We start from the raw sequence: 18,992 nt of genomic DNA on the forward strand, positions 1-18,992 counted from the left end.
TGCGGAACAAAAACGTCCCCTCACCCCCAAACCCCTCCATCGGCGGTACGAACGGACGGGAACCGGTGGCAATGATCAAATGATCATAGGTTTCTTCGAGCGGCCCTGCCAGCAAGGACCCTTCAGTGTGCACGGCATAGGCCGCGGCCTGCGGATGCAGCTGACGGGCAGTGACCGTTTTACGCCCGGTGTCAATGTGGACGGCTTTAAAACCCGCGTGCAGGGTGATATTATTTTCCTTATACCAGCTTAAAGGATTGATAAAAATATCACTGGCTTCCTGCGTCTGGTTGAGAACATTGCTCAATAAAATGCGGTTATAATTGCCGTAGGGTTCCGCGCCGAACATGACAAAATCAAACCGGCCCGGCGCCCTCCCTAAAATTTCTTCGACCACCCTGGCCCCGGCCATGCCATTGCCGATCACAACGATCTTTTTCTTGTTCATGCCTGTCCTGATCTGTTCCATAAAGATCCTTCACCAAATAAAAAATCCTTAACCGCCACCGGTCAACGGTGGCAATTAAGGACGTCCGCGCCCAAAAATTCTCTTAAGGCCTCAAGGCCTTAACACAAATAAAAAATCCTCCCCCAAAACGTCATTGTTTTAAGAGAGGACATCTTTGCCCTTTCAATCCATCTGATGTAAGGTTACAACCTAATTATGGCTTTGTCAAATAAAAAAGTGATTAATCCGGCGAGGCGGGCTTGATCTTGGCCAGGCGTTCCTTGATCCTGGCCTCGTAACCCTGGTCGGTGGGCTGGTAATAGGACACGGGATGCGGCATGTATTCCTGGTCAACATAATGACCGGGATAGTCGTGGGCGTATTTGTATCCCTCTCCCCGGCCGAGCTTTTTTGCGCCTTTGTAATGGGTGTCTTTGAGCGATGTTGGCACAGGCCTGGTGCGGTTTTGGCGGACATCCTCAAGGGCTTTATCAATGCCTAAATACACCGCGTTGGACTTGGGCGCGCAGGCCACATACACCGCGGCATGGGCCAAAATGATGCGCGCTTCCGGCATGCCGACGAATTGGGCGGCTTGCATGGCCGCTGTCGCGAGCACCAAGGCCTGCGGGTCGGCATTGCCCACGTCCTCGCTGGCGCAAATGCAGATGCGCCGGGCCAGAAAACGCGGGTCTTCCCCGGCATGAAGCATCTTGGCCATCCAGTACAAAGCCGCGTCCGGGTCAGAGCCGCGCATGGATTTGATGAATGCCGAGATGGTGTCGTAATGCGCGTCGCCGTCAGCGTCATAATTGATCTGTTTTCTTTGCACCGACTGCTCGGCAACAGCCACGGTCAAAGGCACGATGCCGTCAGAATTCTTAGGCGTGCTTAAGACCGCCACTTCCAGAGCATTGAGCCCCCGGCGGGCATCGCCATCACAAATTTCCGCCAAAAATTCCAAGGCGCCGGGTTCGGGACGGACGTCCAGAAAACCAAGGCCGCGTTCGGCATCGCTCAAAGCCCGACGCAACAATACAAGCATGTCTTCTTTGCTGATGGGTTCCAGTTCAAAAACCAGGGAACGGGACAATAAAGGGCCGATAAGGGCGAAAGAAGGATTAAACACCGTAGCGCCGATGAGGATGATGTTGCCTTCCTCGATGTCCGGCATGAGCACGTCCTGCTGGGCTTTGTTGAAACGGTGGATCTCGTCAATAAAAAGGATGGTCTTGCCCCCGGTGGTGCGGCGGCGGTTCTGGGCCGCGGCGATCACCCGGCGCATCTCCTCAACGTTGGACGCCACCGCGTTGAGCCGCTCAAAATGACTTTGGGTTTTATGACTGATGCATAAAGCCAATGTGGTCTTGCCCGTACCCGGCGGGCCGTACAGGATGAGCGAAGAAATGCGGTCCGCCTCAATGGCGCGGGTCAACAGTTGGCCGGGGCCCAAAATGTGCTTTTGCCCCACGAATTCATCCAATGAACGCGGACGCATCCGGGCGCTTAAAGGAGAATCTTTAGTATCAACGGGAAGGTCAGAGGAGAATAGATTGGTCGGGGACATCATAAATGTCCCCGCTATGCCGTCGGACTGGTGTAATGAGAACCATCGTTCTCAAGGTGGGTGGCCGGTATGGGTCCGCCAAGGCGAAACGCAGGTGACCAGCCCCCATTGTATTGTTTTGTGGTTCAATACATCGCAGTCCTAACGCACACTGCAGGGACAATTATTATTATAACACGTTACGCGCAGAGTGCAATGAAGGACTATCGGAGGGTGGCGCCTAGATCGTGGACCAAGGCATCAAGGATATTCTGGTGCACGGCATTGACTTCTTCTTCGCGCAGGGTACGGTCATTGGATTGGTATGTCAGAGAAAACACCAATCCTCGATAGCCGGATTGGATCTTCTCTCCGGTATATTGCTCGATCAAATGCATGCCGGTCAATATGCCGCCGTCCCTCTGTAAACACAGGTCTCTGATCCTGGCATACGGCACATCATTTCTGACGGCAATGCTGACATCACGGCGCATAGCAGGGAATACCGAAACCGGAGAGTATTTGACCTCTGGTTTTGGCAGGATCAACAGCGCCTCGAGATCGATCTCTCCAAAATAGACATCAGGGATACCGATGTCCCAATTCTTTAAAACACTGCCCAGGACCCTGCCAAGCGCCCCGATCACATGCCCATTCAATTTCAGATGTGCCGTTATATCGGGATCTAATCCTCCATACGTCCCTTTGCCCCAATCCACACCGGTTATCCCGGCCTGCCGCAAGGCCTGCTCAAGGCCTAAGTCGAAAACATCGACGTCGTATTCGCGGTCATCCCGCCAATCCCGGTCTCTTTTCCCTGCCATCAAGATCGCCAAGGTCCAGCGCTCTGCGCCTTCAAAATACCTCTTGCCCATTTCAAAAAAGCGCATCGATCTCTGGCCGTGGCCAAAATTCATGGCGGCAACCGCCAGCATGCTCGGCAGCAAGCTCGGCCTTAATATACTGTATTCCTGGCTCAGGTAATTCTTCAGCGCCAGCACCGGCGTGCCGGCAAGACCCGTCTTCTCAAGGTCATTTTGTCCCATCAAAGAATATGTAACAGTTTCTAAATAACCCTGGGCCGTAAGCGCCTGGGCCAGGGCTTCCCTGACGGCTCGGGGCCTGGGATCAACGCGGATGTTGACGGCTTTGATGACGGGAAGGCCTTCGGACAAACGGTCATACCCCACCATGCGGGCCACTTCCTCAACAATGTCCACCCCGGCCTTGATGTCCCCGCGCCACGACGGCGGCGTCACTCTAAAAATATTTTTACCCGACGGCCGCAGGGTGAACCCCAAAGACGTCAGGAACATCTTGATCCTGGCGGGCGCGATGCGCGTGCCCAAAAGCCCTTCAATATCGCTGATACCAACGATCAACGGCCTGCGGGACGCCGCGACGGTCTTGAAACAATCGGTGCGGCGCGTGACGCGCGCGTTGGTCAAAGAACAGATCAGGTCTGTGGCGCGGTTCGCGCCCGACAACACGCCCTCAAAATCCACTCCCCGCTCAAAACGGTAGGAAGAATCGCTTTGCAACCCCAACGCGCGGCTGGCACGGCGGACAAGGCCGGCATCAAAAGACGCGCTTTCCAAAAGGATATTTTTGGTCGCGACCGTGACCTGGGCGGACTTGCCTCCCATGACACCGGCAATGGCCACCGGCTTTTGGGCGTCGGCGATCACTAAAATGGACGGGTCCAGTTTACGTTCAATACCATCAATGGTCACGATGCGCTCGCCTGTTTTGGCGCGCCGGACAATGATCTTGTCTCCGACTATTTTGTCATAGTCAAAAGCATGCAGGGGCTGGCCGCTTTCCATCAGGACAAAATTGGTGACGTCAACGGCATTGTTGACGGGCCGCAGGCCGACGGCGGACAAACGCTGGACGGTCTCTGCCGGCGAGGACGCGATCGCGGCCCCTTGCATAAGGGTCGCGATATAACGGCCGCAGTCCTTCTTGTCCTCAACGGCAATGGAAATTTTATCCTTCGTCGGCTTATAGGTCTTGATCCTGGGCAAGGCCAAGGACTTGCCTGTCATGGCCGCGATCTCGCGGCTCATGCCCCACACGCTCAAACAGTCAGGACGGTTGGGGGTGATCTCCAGCTCCAGCACCGTATCCGCTCCAGCGGCATGCACGCCTTCCACCTCAAGCCCGGCCATGGTCAGCCGATGCGCAAGGTCGTCGGTGGACAGTTTCGGGTCCACATAACTTTTAAGCCAGTTGAGCGATAATTTCATAATTGCGTGGTGCGGGTGGCGTCGCTGGGGGTCCCCCGGCGGCGCGCAGCTGGTGCGAGCACCGACGGGGGTGAGCGACGACAGGACCCGCCCTTAAAATTGTTTTAAAAAACGTACATCGTTCTCGTAGAACAAGCGTATGTCCTTGATGCCGTATTTGAGCATGGCCATGCGCTCAACGCCCATGCCAAAGGCCAACCCCGTGTATTTGCCAGCCGGATACCCGGCCGCCTCGAACACCCTGGGGTTGACCATGCCGCATCCTAATATCTCCAGCCACGGCTTGCGGCCCGTGCCTTTAAAAATGTCCGCGGAAATGTCCACCTCGGCCGACGGTTCGGTGAACGGGAAAAAATGCGGACGAAAACGCATCTTCACCGACGGTCCGAAGAAGCGGCGGCAGAATTCAGACAGTAATCCTTTGAGGTCGGAAAATTTGACGTCCTTGTCCACCAAAAGACCTTCCACCTGATGGAACATGAACGAATGGCTGGCATCCCCGGCATCGGGACGGTAGACACGGCCGGGAATAATGACGGCCAAAGGCGGTTTATGGTCATGCATCACCCGCACCTGGCCCGGAGACGTATGGCTCCTTAAAAGAAGATTGCGCCCTTTGGTAGACGGGTCATTGGCTTCCAAATAAAATGTGTCGAACGCGTCACGCGAAGGATGGTCAATGGGGATGTTCAAGCCGGTGAAATTATTGTATTCTGTCTCGATCTCCGGGCTTTCCACGACCACAAAACCCATGCGCTCAAAAACATCGCAGATCTCGGTCATGGTCTGCGTCAGGACATGCCGGTGGCCCAAAGCAGGCCCGACGCCAGGCATGGTGATATCCACCGGTCTTCCGGAGGGCTTGCCGCCCTCCCTCTTGCCTAAGGCCCCTGCCTTTTCTTCGAGAAAAGCAATGACCAGAACGCGCAGGTCATTGGCCCCTTTGCCGATGGCGGGCTTATCTTCCGGCGATGCCGAAGACAGGGAATCAAAAATAGCGGGAACAAGCCCTTTTTTACCGAGGTATTTTAAACGGCAGGCCTCAAGAGAGGACGCATCATTGGCCGAGGCAAGATCATTCCTGGCCTGATCAAAAATTTGCGGAAAATTCCACATCACACCTTCGCTTGTTTTGCCATTTCAACGATTTTAGCAAAGGCATCCGGCTCTGTCACGGCCATGTCGGCTAAAATTTTGCGGTCGATCGCGACCTTGGCTATCTTCAAGCCGTTGATAAAACGGCTGTATGCCACGCCCAGTTCCCGGCAGGCCGCGTTCAGGCGGATGATCCACAGGGAACGAAAATCGCCCTTTTTCTTCTTGCGGTCATAATAGGCATACTGTTTGCCGGCGATCAGGGACTTGGCGGCTTCTTTGTAGCGTTTGCTGCGGTCGCCCCACTGGCCTTTGGCCTCTTTCAAAACGCGCTTTTTGCGTTTGTGAGAATAAACGTTTGTTTTAATGCGTACCATACGGCAACAACCTCCTGATGCGCTTCGCGTCCGTCAACGACAAATAGCCGTCTTTGCGCAAGTGACGTTTGCGTTTGCGTGTTTTCTTGCCCAGAATATGCTGGCGGCCCGCGTTGCGCTTTTTGAAAAGACCGCTTTTGGTCATGCGCAGGCGTTTGGCGGCGCCTTTATTGGTTTTTAACTTGCCCTTTCGACCGATCCCCATATTATTTTATCCTCTCCCGGGCGGGCACAGGGGCCCGCCCCTACTTAGTCTCCGCCTTGGGCGCCAGGACCATGGATACGATGCGTCCCTCGGCCAGCGGTGTTTTTTCGATGATCGCGTGCGCTGAAGTCATGGCCACCACCCTATCGAGCACCGAGCGCCACTGGTCGCGGAAACTCATTTCGCGGCCGTGGAACACCAGATTGATCTTGACCTTGTCCTTTTTGGACAAAAAAGCGATGGCCTGGTCCATTTTGATCTGCAGATCATGGTTGCCGATATGGGGCTTGAGGCGGATCTGTTTCAAATGGGTCACGTGCTGGCTTTTGCGGACCCGGCGTTCTTTCTTTTCCTGGTCATACTTGTATTTGCTGAAATCAATGATGCGGCACACCGGCGGGGCGGCGGTGGGGGCCACCTCCACGAGGTCAAGACCGAATTCATTGGAAAGCTCCAAGGCCTTTTGAATGGTGACAACGCCTAATTGTTCTGAATTGGGCCCGATCACGCGGACTTCGCGTGCGCGGATCTGCTGATTGATTCGGATCTGTTTTAGAATGGTTTGCCCCTCCCGGTTGAGTGTTAAAGGTGTTCTATTATCTCTAAATTCTATGTCTTGTCAATGGTCTGTTGGGACAAGCGGGCTGTGAGCGCTTCCACGGTCATGGACCCCAGATCACCCTGCGCGTGGCTGCGCACGGAAACTTGGGCCGTCTCAACTTCTTTGGCGCCGATGATGATCTGATAGGGGATCTTCTTGACAGATGCCTCACGGATGCGTTTCCCCAGCGATTCATTGCGGTTATCCAGGACAACGCGTAATCCCGTCTTGACCAGCATCTCACGGACGCCCTGGGCAAACTCTTCCTGCTCGGGATTAATAGCAATAATGACAACCTGATTAGGCGCCAGCCATAAGGGGAAATTGCCGGAATAATGCTCGATGAGCGTGCCGATGAAACGCTCCAAACTTCCCAGGATCGCCCGGTGCAGCATGATGGGCCGCGCGTGTTGACCGCTTTCGTCGATATAATGAAGGTCGAAGCGCTCGGGCAGATTGAAATCGCACTGGATGGTGCCGCATTGCCATGGCCGGCCGATGGCGTCTTTGAGTTTGATGTCTATTTTGGGACCGTAAAAAGCGCCGTCGCCCTCATTGATGTCATATTTCAATTTTTTGGTTTTCAGCGCGTCTTTGAGCGCGGCTGTGGCCTTGTCCCAATTTTCCCGGGAACCCATGGAATCCTCGGGCCGTGTGGACAGTTCAATGTGCAGGTCTTTGAAACCGAAATCCTTCATGACCGCGAACACGAAATCCAGAACGGCCATGACCTCGTCCTTGATCTGGTCGGGCCGGCAGAAAATGTGGGCATCATCCTGGGTGAACCCGCGCACGCGCAACAGGCCGTGCAAGACCCCTGCTTTTTCCTGACGGTACACCGTGCCCAATTCAAAATAACGGATGGGCAGGTCGCGGTAGGAACGCACATGAGAACCGTAAATGAGGATATGCCCGGGGCAGTTCATGGGCTTCACCGCGTAGTCCTCCTGGTCCACCTTGAAATAATACATATTGTCTTTGTACTGCTGGGCGTGGCCGGAGATCTCCCAGAGCTTGCCTTTGAGCATATGGGGCGTATAGACCAGGTCATACCCGCGCTTCAGATGCGCTTCGCGCACATAGTCCTCAATGGTCTTGCGCAGCATGCCGCCGTTGGGGTGATAGAAAATGAGCCCGGCCCCGGCGGTGTCGTGATAAATGTGGAACAAATCCAGCTGGGTGGCGATCTTGCGGTGGTCGCGCTTGGCCGCCTCTTCAAGCATTTTCAAATACTCGTCGAGTTCTTTCTGGGTGAAAAACGCGGTGCCGTAAATGCGCTGGAGCATGGGGCGTTTCTCGTCCCCGCGCCAATAAGCGCCGGCCACGGACAAAAGTTTGAAGCCCTTGATGAGCCCGGCGTGCTCCACGTGCGGCCCCTTGCACAGGTCCAGCCACTCCTTGCCGGTCTTGTAGATAAAAACTTCTTTATCAGGCAGACCTTCAATGAGCTCGACCTTGTAGGACTCGCCCTTGCCGCGGAAAAATTCCAGCGCCTTCTCGCGCGGCCAGGTCTCTCCGGTAAAAGCGGGCTTGCCGTTGATGATCTTCATCATCCGTTTTTCAATGGATTTTAATTCGTCCGGTGAGAACGGCTGTGGGCGGTCGAAATCGTAATAGAAGCCATTGTCAATGGCCGGGCCGATGGTGACCTTGACTTCAGGCCACAATTCCTGGACCGCCTGGGCCATGACGTGGGCACAGCTGTGACGTAACTTATCTATGTCGCGGGAGTAATCCATACTTTAATACCGTCGAACCAAAAAATCGATACACAATCAGGGAATTTATTGTATAATCCGTCTCTGTTTCCGAATTTCCGGGCCATTAGCTCATCCGGTAGAGCGACTGACTCTTAATCAGTAGGTGGCAGGTTCGAGTCCTGCATGGCCCATATTCCAAAATACTATCAGTTGTCGAAGGACTCGAAGGAGCCCCGCTTATCAACTGCGATGAATAAGAGCAGTTGATGGGGCGGGTGGCCGACCTGAAGCGAGTTCCGAAGTCGGAACGAGCGGAAGGCGCCGAGTCCTGCATGGCCCATTTTTATTCCATTCTTCGTCGCTAAATCGAAGTGTTTTATATCAGATTTATCGAACGCTGTAAAGAAGCATTTCCAGCGCGTCAAGGCTTCAGCCCTCCTATGTTAAAACTGCGGCGATGGATCAGGGACGGTCCGCAGCGGCGCAGGACTTCGCGGTGCATGGACGTCGGATATCCTTTGTGCTGACCAAACCCGTATTGGGGGAACACGCGGTCATAACAGCGCATGGCCCGGTCGCGGGTGACCTTGGCAATGACGGACGCGCAGGCAATGGACAAACAGCGCCCGTCTCCCCCGATAATGGTCTTATACCTGTACGGCAAGGCGGACTTAAACCGGTTGCCGTCCACCAAAAGCATGACCTGCTTTTTAAAATCCTCTGCGCCGCTAACCTCTGACGGCAGGCGGCTGACCAGGTCCGCCACGGCGGCTTCCATGGCCAGATGGGACGCGTTGAGAATATTCACGACGTCAATGACGGCTTCGCTGATCATGCCGATGCCCACATGCGCTTTTTCAAATATCTCATGGAAGGCCCGCTCGCGCAACACAGGCGTCATTTTCTTGGAATCGTTGATGGGACAGGAAAAGCTAGACGATGTCAGGCATACGGCCGCGGCCACCACCGGACCGGCCAAGGGGCCCCGGCCCGCCTCGTCAATGCCGAAAATAAAACGGAAGCCCTGATCTTGGGCTTCCGTTTCATGGTCCGACAGGAGAAGAATTTTATTCGCCTTGGTCAACTTTGACGCGGGATTGTTTTCCTAAACGGTCCCGCAGGTAATACAATTTGGCGCGCTTGATGACACCCTTGGCCACGACCTCGATCTTGTCGATGACCGGTGAATGGATGGGAAACGTCCTCTCCACGCCTTCACCGAAAGAGATCTTGCGCACCGTAAAAGCACAGCCCAAACCACGGCCTGTTTTCTTGATGACGATGCCTTCAAAGGGATGGATGCGCATCTTGTCGGCTTCTTTGACCTTGATCTTCATTTTGACCGTATCGCCGACGTCAAACACGGGCAGGTCCTTGCGCAGCTGCTGATCGTCGAACATTTTGATCTTTTCAATATTACCGGCAACCATTGCTGACTCCTTACCTGTACGGGCGAATCTTGTATTCGCCCTCTTGCGGGCGATCACAAGGATCGCCCCTACATCAATAAATCCGGCCTGACTTTTTTCGTTTTGGCCAGGGCCTGCTGATGACGCCACATTTTGATGGCTTCATGATTTCCAGATAATAACACGACCGGCACTTTTGCGCCACGAAAATTTGCCGGCCGGGTGTAATGGGGACACTCCAGCATGCTGTCCTCAAACGATTCGCTTTCCAGCGACTCCTGCTTGCCCACAACACCGGGAACAAGCCGGGTGACCGCGTCCGCCACGACCATGGCCGGGACCTCCCCTCCGGTCAGCACATAATCACCGATGGAAATTTCCTCGTCCGCCAGTTTGAGCCGTACGCGCTCGTCAATGCCCTCATAATGGCCGCAAATGATGATGAGGTTGCGCTCCTGTGCCAGACGTTTGGCGCGCGCCTGCGTGAACGGTTTTCCGGAAGGAGACATGACAATGACCCTGGCCGAACGCTTGCCCTTGATCTTGCGCACGGCGTCAAACAGCGGTTGGGGCGACATGACCATGCCCGGACCCCCGCCGAAAGGACGGTCATCCACCCTGCGGTGTTTTTTGTCCGCTGAATACTTGCGCAGGTCGTGGACATGAAAGACAACTTTCTTTTTATCCTGCGCGCGTTTGAGGATGGACTCCTGCAGGACGCCGGCGAACATCTCCGGAAAAATAGTAATGATATCGAATCGCAACATGGTTTATTGTAACTCCGAACCGTATTTGCTCAAAAAATCTTTTTGGAACTCTGCGTAACGGTTCGCCTCGATGGCCGCGCGGATGCGCTCCATCAGTTTGATATAAAAATAGACATTGTGATAACTCATCAGCCGCGCGCCGGTGATCTCATTGAGATTGAGCAGATGGCGGATATAGGCGCGCGTGTAATTTGTACAGACAGGACAGTCGCAATCCTCGTCCAGCGGACGGAAATCCCTGGTGAATTCGCTGTTGCGGATGGTCAGTTTGCCGATGGAGGTAAAGGCGCTGCCGTGACGGCCGTAACGGGTGGGAACGCAGGTGTCGAACATGTCAATGCCCATCCCCACGGCCTTGACGATCTGGTCCGGAAAACCGATGCCCATGAAATACCGCGGCTTGTCCGCCGGCAGGAAAGGAATGACCCATCCCAGGGCCTCGAACATTTGTGTGACGGTTTCTCCGACGCTGACACCGCCGATGGCATAAGCGTCAAGATCAAGGGCAACGAGTTCTTCGGCGCTTTGACGGCGCAGGTCTTCATAGGCCGCGCCCTGGACAATGGCGAACAAACGCTGGCCCGCCTCATGCATGCCGGTTTTGTGAAAATGATCTTTGCAGCGTTTGGCCCAGGCCGTGGTGCGTTTAAGACCGCGCATGGCTTTTTTGCGGTCGCAGGGATGGGGCGAACATTCATCCAGCGGCATGACCATGTCAGACCCTAAAACGCGCTGGATGTCCATGACCTTTTCAGGAGTAAAAAAATGCGTGCTGCCGTCGATATGCGAACGGAACTTCACACCCTCATCAGTGATCTTGCAAAACTTGGTCAAACTGAAGGCCTGATATCCCCCGCTGTCGGTGAGGATGGGTCTGTCCCAATTCATGAACCTGTGCAGACCCCCAGCCGCTTCCATGATCTCCAGCCCCGGGCGCAAATACAAATGATAGGTATTGGATAAAACGATCGGCGAGCCCATGTCCTTAAGGTCAATGCCGGACATGGTCTTGACGGTCGCGGTGGTGGCCACGGGCATGAAAAACGGGGTCGGCACCTCGCCGTGAAGCGTGGTCACAATGCCCCGGCGGGCGTCGGTACCTGCGTCTTTCTTTAATAATTTAAAAAACATAAAATTATCCGTAGGGGCGATGCTTGTCATCGCCCGCAAACAGGGCGAACACAAGGTTCGCCCCTACAAAATCAACATTGCATCTCCATAGCTATAAAAACGGTAACGTTCCCGCACGGCCTCGGCATAGGCGCGCTGAACCAGATCATATCCGCCAAAAGCGCAGACGAGCATCAACAGCGTGCTATAGGGCAGATGAAAATTGGTCAATAAAATGTCCGCGGCCTTAAAACGGTATCCGGGATAAATAAAAAGGTCTGTTGTTCCTTTAAGCGCGCCTGTCGCCGCCACGCTTTCCATGACCCGGCAGGATGTCGTGCCCACCGCAGCGACGGGACGTCCAGCCGCTTTGGCTTTTAACAGCGCGGCCTGCGTGGAGACGCCAACAGCATAGGTCTCTTTGTGCATCGGATGCCGGCGGATGTCCGGCGTTTCCACGGGCTTAAATGTCCCATAGTTGATATGCAAAGTCAACTCCAAAAAACCATGGCCCTTTGCCCTCAAACGCCGCATCCGTTCCTTGGTAAAATGCAACCCGGCCGTGGGTGAGGCGACAGACCCCAGGCGTTTGGCGTAAACGTTCTGGTAATAGTCGCGGTCCAGGGGCTCGTCGGCGCGTTTGATGTAGGGCGGCAAAGGAACATGACCCACGTCCTTCAGGCGGCGGATGACATTTTTCACGTTGAACCGGACAATGAGTTTTTCCTTGTCCGTTAAAACCGCGCTGATCCCAAATCCAAAATCCACTCTCTCGCCTTCGCGGATCTTTTTCAAGGGCTTTAACAGCACCTCAAATGAATACCCGTCGGAAAGCTGATCGAGCAAAAAAACCTCGGCCTCTCCCCCGGTGGCAGCCCTGCGGCCCAACAAACGCGCGGGGATGACCTTGCTGTTATTGACGACGAAAACGGTTTTTGGCGCAAGATACTGTTCGATATCGGCAAATACGCCGTGGCGGATGGTTTGAGCGCTGCGGTCAAGGACCATGAGGCGCGCCCGGTCCCTGTCAGGGCACGGGTACTGGGCGATCAGGTCTTCGGGGACATCGGTGCCGTACGCGTTGAGATCAAAGAAGTTATTTGCCGGCGGGTGTGGGACGGTGGTTCTCTGGAAGGTCATGATAATCCATTATCTCGGCGCGGGGGTAATAATAGCTCAAGATCTGTTTGTAGGTGAACTGCTGCAGGGCCATGCCGCGCGCCCCCCACTGGCATAAGCCGACACCGTGGCCCCAGCCCTTGCCGGTCAGATCAGCGTAATAACCCTGCATGCTAATTTCATAATTATTGCTTTTGAGGACATTAGGGCCAAGAACTTCCCGGAAGTCCTTGCCGGATATCAGGGTTTCCTTGCCGTCGCGCGACGTGATCTTGATATGATTAATGCGTCCGCTGCGGTTGCGGTCCACGATATTCAAGTCCTTGATAGGTCCGACGGCGTAGCCGTTCCTGTTGAGCGCATCCTGGATGTCTTTGAGACGGAAATTCTTCTTCCATTTCATGTGCGGGGAATCCTTGCAGAAATTACACGCCACTCCCCTTAAAGGCGCCAGGTCGATCGCCCACAGATCGTTGGCATCCTCGGTCATGCCGCCGCAGGTGGCGTGAAAATACGCGGGCAATACCTTGTCTTTGAATGCCAGCACTTCCCCGACGGTATGGGTGACCGCCAGCCCCGTACGGTAGCGCTCGGAATCCTTGCCGCCGTAGACCTGCGAATAAATATCATTGGTGACGTCGTAATCCTTGTTCGCCGAGCCCGCCATGGCCTGCAAAACATAGGTGCGGGTGGCAACGGCCTGGGCCTTGATCGCCTCCATGGGCCAATGATGCGAGACCTCGTGATAAAGCACGCCCCTGATATAATCTTCAATGTTGATGCTGTTGACCGCGGTCAGGCGGTTGTCCGCGGTACGGATGATGGTCACATTGCCGCGGAAACGCCGGTTGTTGACAACGACCGACGCGTCGCGCAAGGGCTCGATGATGACGCGCTGATACGGATAAGCCTGCATGCCGATCAAGATGCCTTTGTCCAAAAGCCGCACCCTGGATATGGCCAGGCGGGGCCCCTTGGTGATGACCTTCCCATGGTCCACGTCGCGGAAATTGTATGGACCGTCGAGCTTCAAGTTGATCTCACGGGCATCCCGGACAATGGCCACACGCACCATCTGCGGCGGCATGTGCTTTTTGTCGCCACTGGCCGACGCAGTCCCCGCAGGGGCGAACGCAACAAGGCCGGCCAAACCCAAGGCCCCCGCGAAAACCGACGACACTAAAATCCTTCTTTTCATCTCACGCCGCTTTCTCCCGCAGGTATTTGTCCGCCGCCTCGGTCAGTTCCCGGCCGCGGCCGGTGCGCCTTAAGAACCCGGCCTTCAGCAAAAACGGCTCCACCACATCCACGATGGTGTCGGTCTCTTCATTGAGCGTCGCGGCCAAGGCCTCGATGCCCACGGGCCCGCCGTTGTAATGGGTCTTGATGGCGATCAAAAGTCTCCGGTCCAGATCATCCAGCCCCGCGATGTCGATCCTCAAGGCCTCCATCGCCTCCTCGACCACCGAGGACTTGATATGATTGGTGCCGGTCTTGACCTGGACGTGATCGCGCACGCGGCGCAACAGCCGGTTGGCGATGCGCGGGGTGCCGCGCGCGCGCCGCGCAATGGCACGGGCCGCGTCCGGCTCAAGAACGACATTCAATTTCACGGCGGACGCGCCGACAATGGCGGCCAGGTCCTCTTCTCCATAAAATTCAAGGTGAAAAAAAATACCGAAACGGTTGCGCAAAGGCGTTGTCAAAAGCCCGCTGCGCGTGGTGGCGCCGATGAGGGTGAAGGCTTTAAGATTAAAATTGATGGTCTTGGCATAAGGCCCCTTGTCCACGATGAAGTCGATCTTGAAATTTTCCATCGCCGGATACAGGAATTCCTCCACCGTCTTGGACAGGCGGTGGATCTCGTCGATAAAAAGGATGTCCCCGGCTTCCAGGTTGGTGAGGATGCCGATGAAATCCCCGGCCCGGTCAATGGCAGGCCCGGAAGTGACGGTGATGCGGGAGCCCATCTCGTGGGCGATGATGTGGGCCAAAGACGTCTTGCCCAATCCCGGAGGGCCGGAAAAAAGAACGTGCTCCAGCGGCTCCCCGCGCTTTTTGGCCGCGGCCATGGCCACCTGCAGGCCATGGACCACGTCTTTCTGGCCGATGAAATCCCCCAGGCGTCCCGGCCGCAAAGAAATGCCAACCACCTGGTCTTCTTCGGTTTCCTGATTTAAAACAACTCTTTTGATCTCATCCATAGTTATTGCGGGCCTTCATGCGCGCCGTTACGCATGACCTCAATGTCTTCAAACGCGCGGCGCTGCAGGACCACGATCTCTTTGAGCCGTATCAATTCCAAAACCGCGATGAAGGTGCAGACGATCTCGTCTTTGCCTGAACAACGGCTGAACAAAGCGGCCAAGGACACCCGCGGCTGGTCCGCCAGAAGATGCAACAGGGCGTGGACCTTTTCCTCGACGGTGTATTCTTCCTGCTTCAATTCATAGATCTTTTTTTCCGGGACGCTTTTAAGCGCGGCATTCAGCGCGTTGATGAGGTCAAACAAGGTGGCCTCAAACGTCACTTCCTCGGCGTCTTCTTTGATCTCATTGAGCCGCTCTTCATCCACCACCCGGCGGAAGAAATCCTGGCGCTCCTGTTCCCTGGTCTTTAAGGTCTCAGCGATCTCCTTGAATTTCTTGTACTCCTCCAGGCGGCGCACCAGTTCATCACGGGGGTCTTCCGGCGGGGTTTCGGCCAACGGGTCAGGCGGCAAAAGCATTTTGGATTTGATCTGCATGAGGGTGGCGGCCATCACCAAAAAATCCCCCACCACGTCCAGGTCAAGCATCTTCATCATGGCGATATATTCCATATACTGGTCGGTGACCGAGGCAATGGGGATATCGCAAATATCAATGTCGTTTTTCTTGATCAGGTACAGCAAGAGGTCCAGTGGGCCTTCAAATTTTTCTAATTGGATCTTGTAGTTCATAGTTTGGCGAATACCGCTTCTTTGACCTGCGCCATGGTCCTGGCCGCGATGACACGGGCTTTTTTCGCGCCCTCGCGCAAGACATCGGCAACGAAATCTTTGTCTTTTCCCAATTCCGCCCGTTTTTCCCGGATAAAGCCCAAATAATCCACCAGACGGCCGCCCATCACTTTTTTACAATCCACACAGCCTTTGAGGGCGTTGGAGCACCAGTGGCGCGCCTCCCGCTCCTGGTCAATGGCGAACACTTTATAATAACTGAACACATTGCACTCATCGGGATGGCCGGGGTCGGTCATCCGGATGCGTTTGGGATCGGTGATCATGCGGGCCGTCTTTTCGCGGATGACGTCGGGCGTGTCAGAAAGGTTGATGGCGTTATTGTAACTTTTGCTCATCTTGCGGTTGTCCGTACCCAACAGCCGCGGGACCGGCGTCAAGATGGCCTTGCAATCGGGAAAGAGTTCCGTCTTGTAGATAAAATTGAAACGCCGGCCGATCTCGCGGCACAATTCCAGGTGAGGCACCTGGTCCTCGCCGATGGGAACGGCATCGGCCTTATAAAGCAGGATGTCCGCGGCCTGCAAAACCGGATAACCTAAAAACGCGTAGGTCTGCAGGTCGCGGGAGGCGATCTCCCGCAATTGTTCCTTGTACGTCGGGTTGCGTTCCAGCCAGCCCAACGGCGTCAGGCAGGCCAGGACCATCTGCAGTTCCAAATGCTCGGGCACATCCGACTGCAGATAGACAATGCTTTTGTCCGGGTCAATGCCGCACGCCAGCCAATCCAGCACCATGTCCGCAATGTGACCCTGCACCTGGCGGCTTTGCTCATATTCGCTCATGAGCGCGTGCCAGTCGGCGATGCTGTAGATGCATTGCGCCTTGTCCTGCAGGTCCACCCAATTGCGCAAGGCCCCCAAAAGGTGGCCGAGGTGGAGTTTGCCCGTCGGACGCATGGCTGAAAAAACGGTTTTCATAGTTTTCTGGCGATCGACTCAACCTCGAAGGCTTCAATGACATCGCCGACCTGGATCCCGTCGAAATTGGCGACGGTGATCCCGCATTCAAAACCCTCGGCCACTTCCTTGACGTCATCCTTGAACCGTTTCAAAGTGCTGATATGGCCCGTGTGCGCGACCTCGCCGTTGCGCAGGACCTCCACCTGGGACTTGTTACGGACCTTGCCTTTTTGCACGTAACATCCGGCCACGACACCGGAGCGGCTCAATTTAAAGACATTGCGGATCTCAACGCGGCCCACGAAATGACGTTTGAGCCGGGGCGCCAGCAGCCCTTCCAGGGCCTTTCTGACGTCGTCGACCGCGTCATAAATGATGCGGTATTCGCGCAGGTCCACGGGTGTTTTTTCCAGTTCCTCTTTGGCCTTGGTGTCTATCTTGACATGAAAAGCGATGATGATGGCCTGGGACGCCACGGCCAAAATGACGTCGGAAGCATTGACGTCGCCGACCGCCGCGTGCATGAACCGCAGTTTCACCTCATTGGTGGGGATCTTCGCCAGCGATTCCTTGAGCGCCTCAATGGAGCCCTGCACGTCCCCCTTGATGACGACCCGCAGTTCCTTGATATCGCCCTGCTGGATCTGTGAATACAGTTCCTCCAGGGAGACCCTGGCCGTGCCGGCCAATTTCTCGTGCTTGATCTTTTCCTGGCGCACGGCGGCGATGTCGCGGGCCTGTTTCTCGTCCTCGACGGCATAAAAAATGTCCCCGGCGGCCGGGACTTCCGACAGGCCGAGGATCTCGATGGGTGTTGAAGGCCCTGCTTCCTTGATGGGCCGCCCATGGCCGTCAAAAAGCGCTTTGACGCGCCCCGCGTAAGGCCCAACCACGACCGCATCGCCTTCCTTTAAAGTACCGCTTTGGACGATGAGCGCGGCCACAGTGCCCTTGCCCTGGCTCAAATGCGCGTCGATAACGATCCCCGACGCTTTCTTGGCGGGGTTGGCTTTCAATTCCAGGATCTCCGCTTCCAACAAAATACGCTCCAAAAGGGCATCAATGCCTTCTCCCGTCACGGCGGAAACACCGACCACTCCCACCTTACCGCCCCAATCCTCGGACGAAAGGTCATGGACGGCCAGTTGTTTCTTGACCCTGTCCTGATCGGCCTCCTTGCGGTCTATTTTATTGAGGGCAACGATGATGGGGGCCCCGGCCGCGCGGGCATGGTTAATGGCTTCTTCGGTCTGGGGCATGACGCCCTCATCGGCGGCCACGACCAGAACGACCAGGTCGGTGATGTGCGCCCCGCGGGCACGCATGGCCGTGAACGCCTCATGACCCGGAGTGTCCAAAAACGTAATCCTGCCGTTGGGAGTGTCGACGGAATACGCGCCGATATGCTGGGTGATGCCGCCGTGCTCGCCCTGGGCCACCCTGCTGGAACGGATACGGTCAAGCAAAGACGTCTTGCCGTGGTCCACATGGCCCATGAATGTTACCACGGGCGGGCGCGGTTTCAAGGAATCCGGATCATCCTTTTCGTGCTCATGGACATCGATCAGCTGTTCTTCCTTGCTCTTGACCTTAAGGATATTGTATCCAAAAAACTCGGCGATCTTGTGGACCGTCTCTTCGTTAAGATACTGGTTGATGCTGGCAAAAATGCCCATATCCAGCAGTTTCTTGAGCACCACATTGGTCTTCTGGTCGATCTTGACCGCAAAATCCTTGACGGTAATAGGGAACGGGATCTCAATGTCCCGCAAAGGACCGGTGGAAACGACTTCTTCAACCACGGCACCGGCGATGCTGGCCGACGGTTTGCTGGAACGGCTGCCGAAGGCCCCGAAACCGCCTTCGGGCGAACGTTTGCGTTTCTTGGCCAGCGGTTTGACTGTGACAAAGGGCTGGTCAAAACGCATGGTCTTTTTCTTGAGAGGATCAAACTGGTAAACTTCCTTGGGTATTTCGATCTTGGAAACGTCAACCTTGGGCGGCTGCGGAGGTGGTGGTGGCGACGGCGGGGGCACGACCGCTTGTGGTGAGCTTGATCGAACCACCTGCGGTGAGATCGGTCGAACCACTTGCGGCTTGGGCGGCGGAACAACCGCTTTGATCGGCTCTGCCGCCTTGGCTTTAGGCGCAGCCACGACAACTGGCGCGTGGGCAACGGGTTTTTTGGGGACTTTTTTCGCAACGGCCGGCTTTCCGCCGGAGGCGGATCCGCCTTTGGCGGAAATCACCTTTTTCTTCACTATTTTTTTCTTCGGCGCTTCATCCTCTTCATCCTTAACGGCCTCACCGATGCCTTGCTTGGCCAAAGCGTCACGCAAGACGATCTCAACGATCTTGGTCAGGGACCCGTCCTTGGCCTTGAGTTTCAAGGTCTTGAGTTTCTTGAGAAGGAAATTCTCCGTCACTTTTAATTCTTTAGCCAGATCCGATATCAACATAACG

18 protein-coding genes, 1 tRNA gene and 1 other RNA gene are annotated in these 18,992 nt (G+C 55.4%); 1 reads left to right on the top strand and 19 read right to left on the bottom strand.

Annotation, left to right across the window (positions count from 1 at the left end; all coding sequences use genetic code 11):
* From Q7K71_00370 to thrS, 9 genes are all read right to left on the bottom strand, one after another.
* Positions 1 to 469: FAD-dependent oxidoreductase (locus Q7K71_00370; protein MDO8674558.1), on the bottom strand; the 469-nt coding region annotated here is incomplete at its 3' end.
* 220 nt (positions 470 to 689) lie between these two features.
* The gene (locus Q7K71_00375) at positions 690 to 2,018 is read right to left on the bottom strand and encodes a replication-associated recombination protein A (GenBank protein ID MDO8674559.1); all 1,329 of its coding nucleotides are present in this window, start codon (positions 2,016 to 2,018) and stop codon (positions 690 to 692) included.
* 1 nt (position 2,019) lies between these two features.
* Positions 2,020 to 2,178, bottom strand: a non-coding RNA gene (gene ssrS / locus Q7K71_00380) — 6S RNA.
* Between the two features lie 40 nt (positions 2,179 to 2,218).
* A complete protein-coding gene (gene pheT / locus Q7K71_00385) occupies positions 2,219 to 4,243 on the bottom strand; it encodes a phenylalanine--tRNA ligase subunit beta (GenBank protein ID MDO8674560.1) in 2,025 nt (674 codons plus the stop codon).
* A 93-nt stretch (positions 4,244 to 4,336) separates the two neighbouring features.
* Positions 4,337 to 5,359, bottom strand: coding sequence for a phenylalanine--tRNA ligase subunit alpha (gene pheS / locus Q7K71_00390; GenBank protein MDO8674561.1), 1,023 nt, complete (start codon positions 5,357 to 5,359; stop codon positions 4,337 to 4,339).
* Complete coding sequence (gene rplT / locus Q7K71_00395) at positions 5,359 to 5,715, bottom strand: 50S ribosomal protein L20 (GenBank protein MDO8674562.1); 357 nt, start codon at positions 5,713 to 5,715, stop codon at positions 5,359 to 5,361. Before rplT ends, pheS begins: the two co-directional genes overlap by 1 nt.
* Entirely contained in the window at positions 5,702 to 5,920 is a 219-nt protein-coding gene (gene rpmI, locus Q7K71_00400) for a 50S ribosomal protein L35 (GenBank protein MDO8674563.1), read from the bottom strand. The genes rplT and rpmI overlap by 14 nt, the downstream gene beginning before the upstream one ends.
* A gap of 40 nt (positions 5,921 to 5,960) precedes the next feature.
* Positions 5,961 to 6,461, bottom strand: a complete 501-nt coding sequence (gene infC / locus Q7K71_00405; protein ID MDO8674564.1) for a translation initiation factor IF-3 — start codon at positions 6,459 to 6,461, stop codon at positions 5,961 to 5,963.
* 68 nt (positions 6,462 to 6,529) lie between these two features.
* The gene (gene thrS, locus Q7K71_00410; protein ID MDO8674565.1) at positions 6,530 to 8,260 is read right to left on the bottom strand and encodes a threonine--tRNA ligase; all 1,731 of its coding nucleotides are present in this window, start codon (positions 8,258 to 8,260) and stop codon (positions 6,530 to 6,532) included.
* A 79-nt stretch (positions 8,261 to 8,339) separates the two neighbouring features.
* Between thrS and Q7K71_00415 the strand changes: the two genes are divergently transcribed.
* Positions 8,340 to 8,412 (top strand) — tRNA-Lys (locus tag Q7K71_00415).
* Positions 8,413 to 8,642: 230 nt separating this feature from the next.
* Here the strand turns inward: Q7K71_00415 and Q7K71_00420 are convergent.
* The 10 genes from Q7K71_00420 to infB form a co-directional block, all read right to left on the bottom strand.
* Positions 8,643 to 9,305 (bottom strand): ribonuclease HII, encoded by a 663-nt coding sequence (locus Q7K71_00420; protein ID MDO8674566.1) that lies wholly within the window; start codon positions 9,303 to 9,305, stop codon positions 8,643 to 8,645.
* Positions 9,289 to 9,651, bottom strand: a complete 363-nt coding sequence (gene rplS, locus Q7K71_00425) for a 50S ribosomal protein L19 (GenBank protein ID MDO8674567.1) — start codon at positions 9,649 to 9,651, stop codon at positions 9,289 to 9,291. Before rplS ends, Q7K71_00420 begins: the two co-directional genes overlap by 17 nt.
* A 68-nt stretch (positions 9,652 to 9,719) precedes the next feature.
* Positions 9,720 to 10,394 (bottom strand): tRNA (guanosine(37)-N1)-methyltransferase TrmD, encoded by a 675-nt coding sequence (trmD, locus tag Q7K71_00430; protein ID MDO8674568.1) that lies wholly within the window; start codon positions 10,392 to 10,394, stop codon positions 9,720 to 9,722.
* A gap of 6 nt (positions 10,395 to 10,400) precedes the next feature.
* Positions 10,401 to 11,528 (bottom strand): tRNA guanosine(34) transglycosylase Tgt, encoded by a 1,128-nt coding sequence (tgt, locus tag Q7K71_00435; GenBank protein ID MDO8674569.1) that lies wholly within the window; start codon positions 11,526 to 11,528, stop codon positions 10,401 to 10,403.
* Between the two features lie 63 nt (positions 11,529 to 11,591).
* The gene (queA, locus tag Q7K71_00440) at positions 11,592 to 12,647 is read right to left on the bottom strand and encodes a tRNA preQ1(34) S-adenosylmethionine ribosyltransferase-isomerase QueA (GenBank protein MDO8674570.1); all 1,056 of its coding nucleotides are present in this window, start codon (positions 12,645 to 12,647) and stop codon (positions 11,592 to 11,594) included.
* Positions 12,604 to 13,824 (bottom strand): SpoIID/LytB domain-containing protein, encoded by a 1,221-nt coding sequence (locus tag Q7K71_00445; protein MDO8674571.1) that lies wholly within the window; start codon positions 13,822 to 13,824, stop codon positions 12,604 to 12,606. Before Q7K71_00445 ends, queA begins: the two co-directional genes overlap by 44 nt.
* 1 nt (position 13,825) lies before the next feature.
* Positions 13,826 to 14,830, bottom strand: coding sequence for a Holliday junction branch migration DNA helicase RuvB (gene ruvB, locus Q7K71_00450; GenBank protein MDO8674572.1), 1,005 nt, complete (start codon positions 14,828 to 14,830; stop codon positions 13,826 to 13,828).
* 2 nt (positions 14,831 to 14,832) lie between these two features.
* Positions 14,833 to 15,567 (bottom strand): segregation/condensation protein A, encoded by a 735-nt coding sequence (locus Q7K71_00455; protein MDO8674573.1) that lies wholly within the window; start codon positions 15,565 to 15,567, stop codon positions 14,833 to 14,835.
* Positions 15,564 to 16,547, bottom strand: coding sequence for a tryptophan--tRNA ligase (gene trpS, locus Q7K71_00460; GenBank protein ID MDO8674574.1), 984 nt, complete (start codon positions 16,545 to 16,547; stop codon positions 15,564 to 15,566). The genes Q7K71_00455 and trpS overlap by 4 nt, the downstream gene beginning before the upstream one ends.
* Positions 16,544 to 18,988 (bottom strand): translation initiation factor IF-2, encoded by a 2,445-nt coding sequence (infB, locus tag Q7K71_00465; GenBank protein ID MDO8674575.1) that lies wholly within the window; start codon positions 18,986 to 18,988, stop codon positions 16,544 to 16,546. The genes trpS and infB overlap by 4 nt, the downstream gene beginning before the upstream one ends.
* Positions 18,989 to 18,992: the final 4 nt, after the last annotated feature.

The sequence above is a fragment of the Candidatus Omnitrophota bacterium genome (assembly GCA_030650275.1).
In the GTDB taxonomy this organism is placed as follows: Bacteria; Omnitrophota; Gorgyraeia; order Zapsychrales; family Fredricksoniimonadaceae; genus JACPXN01.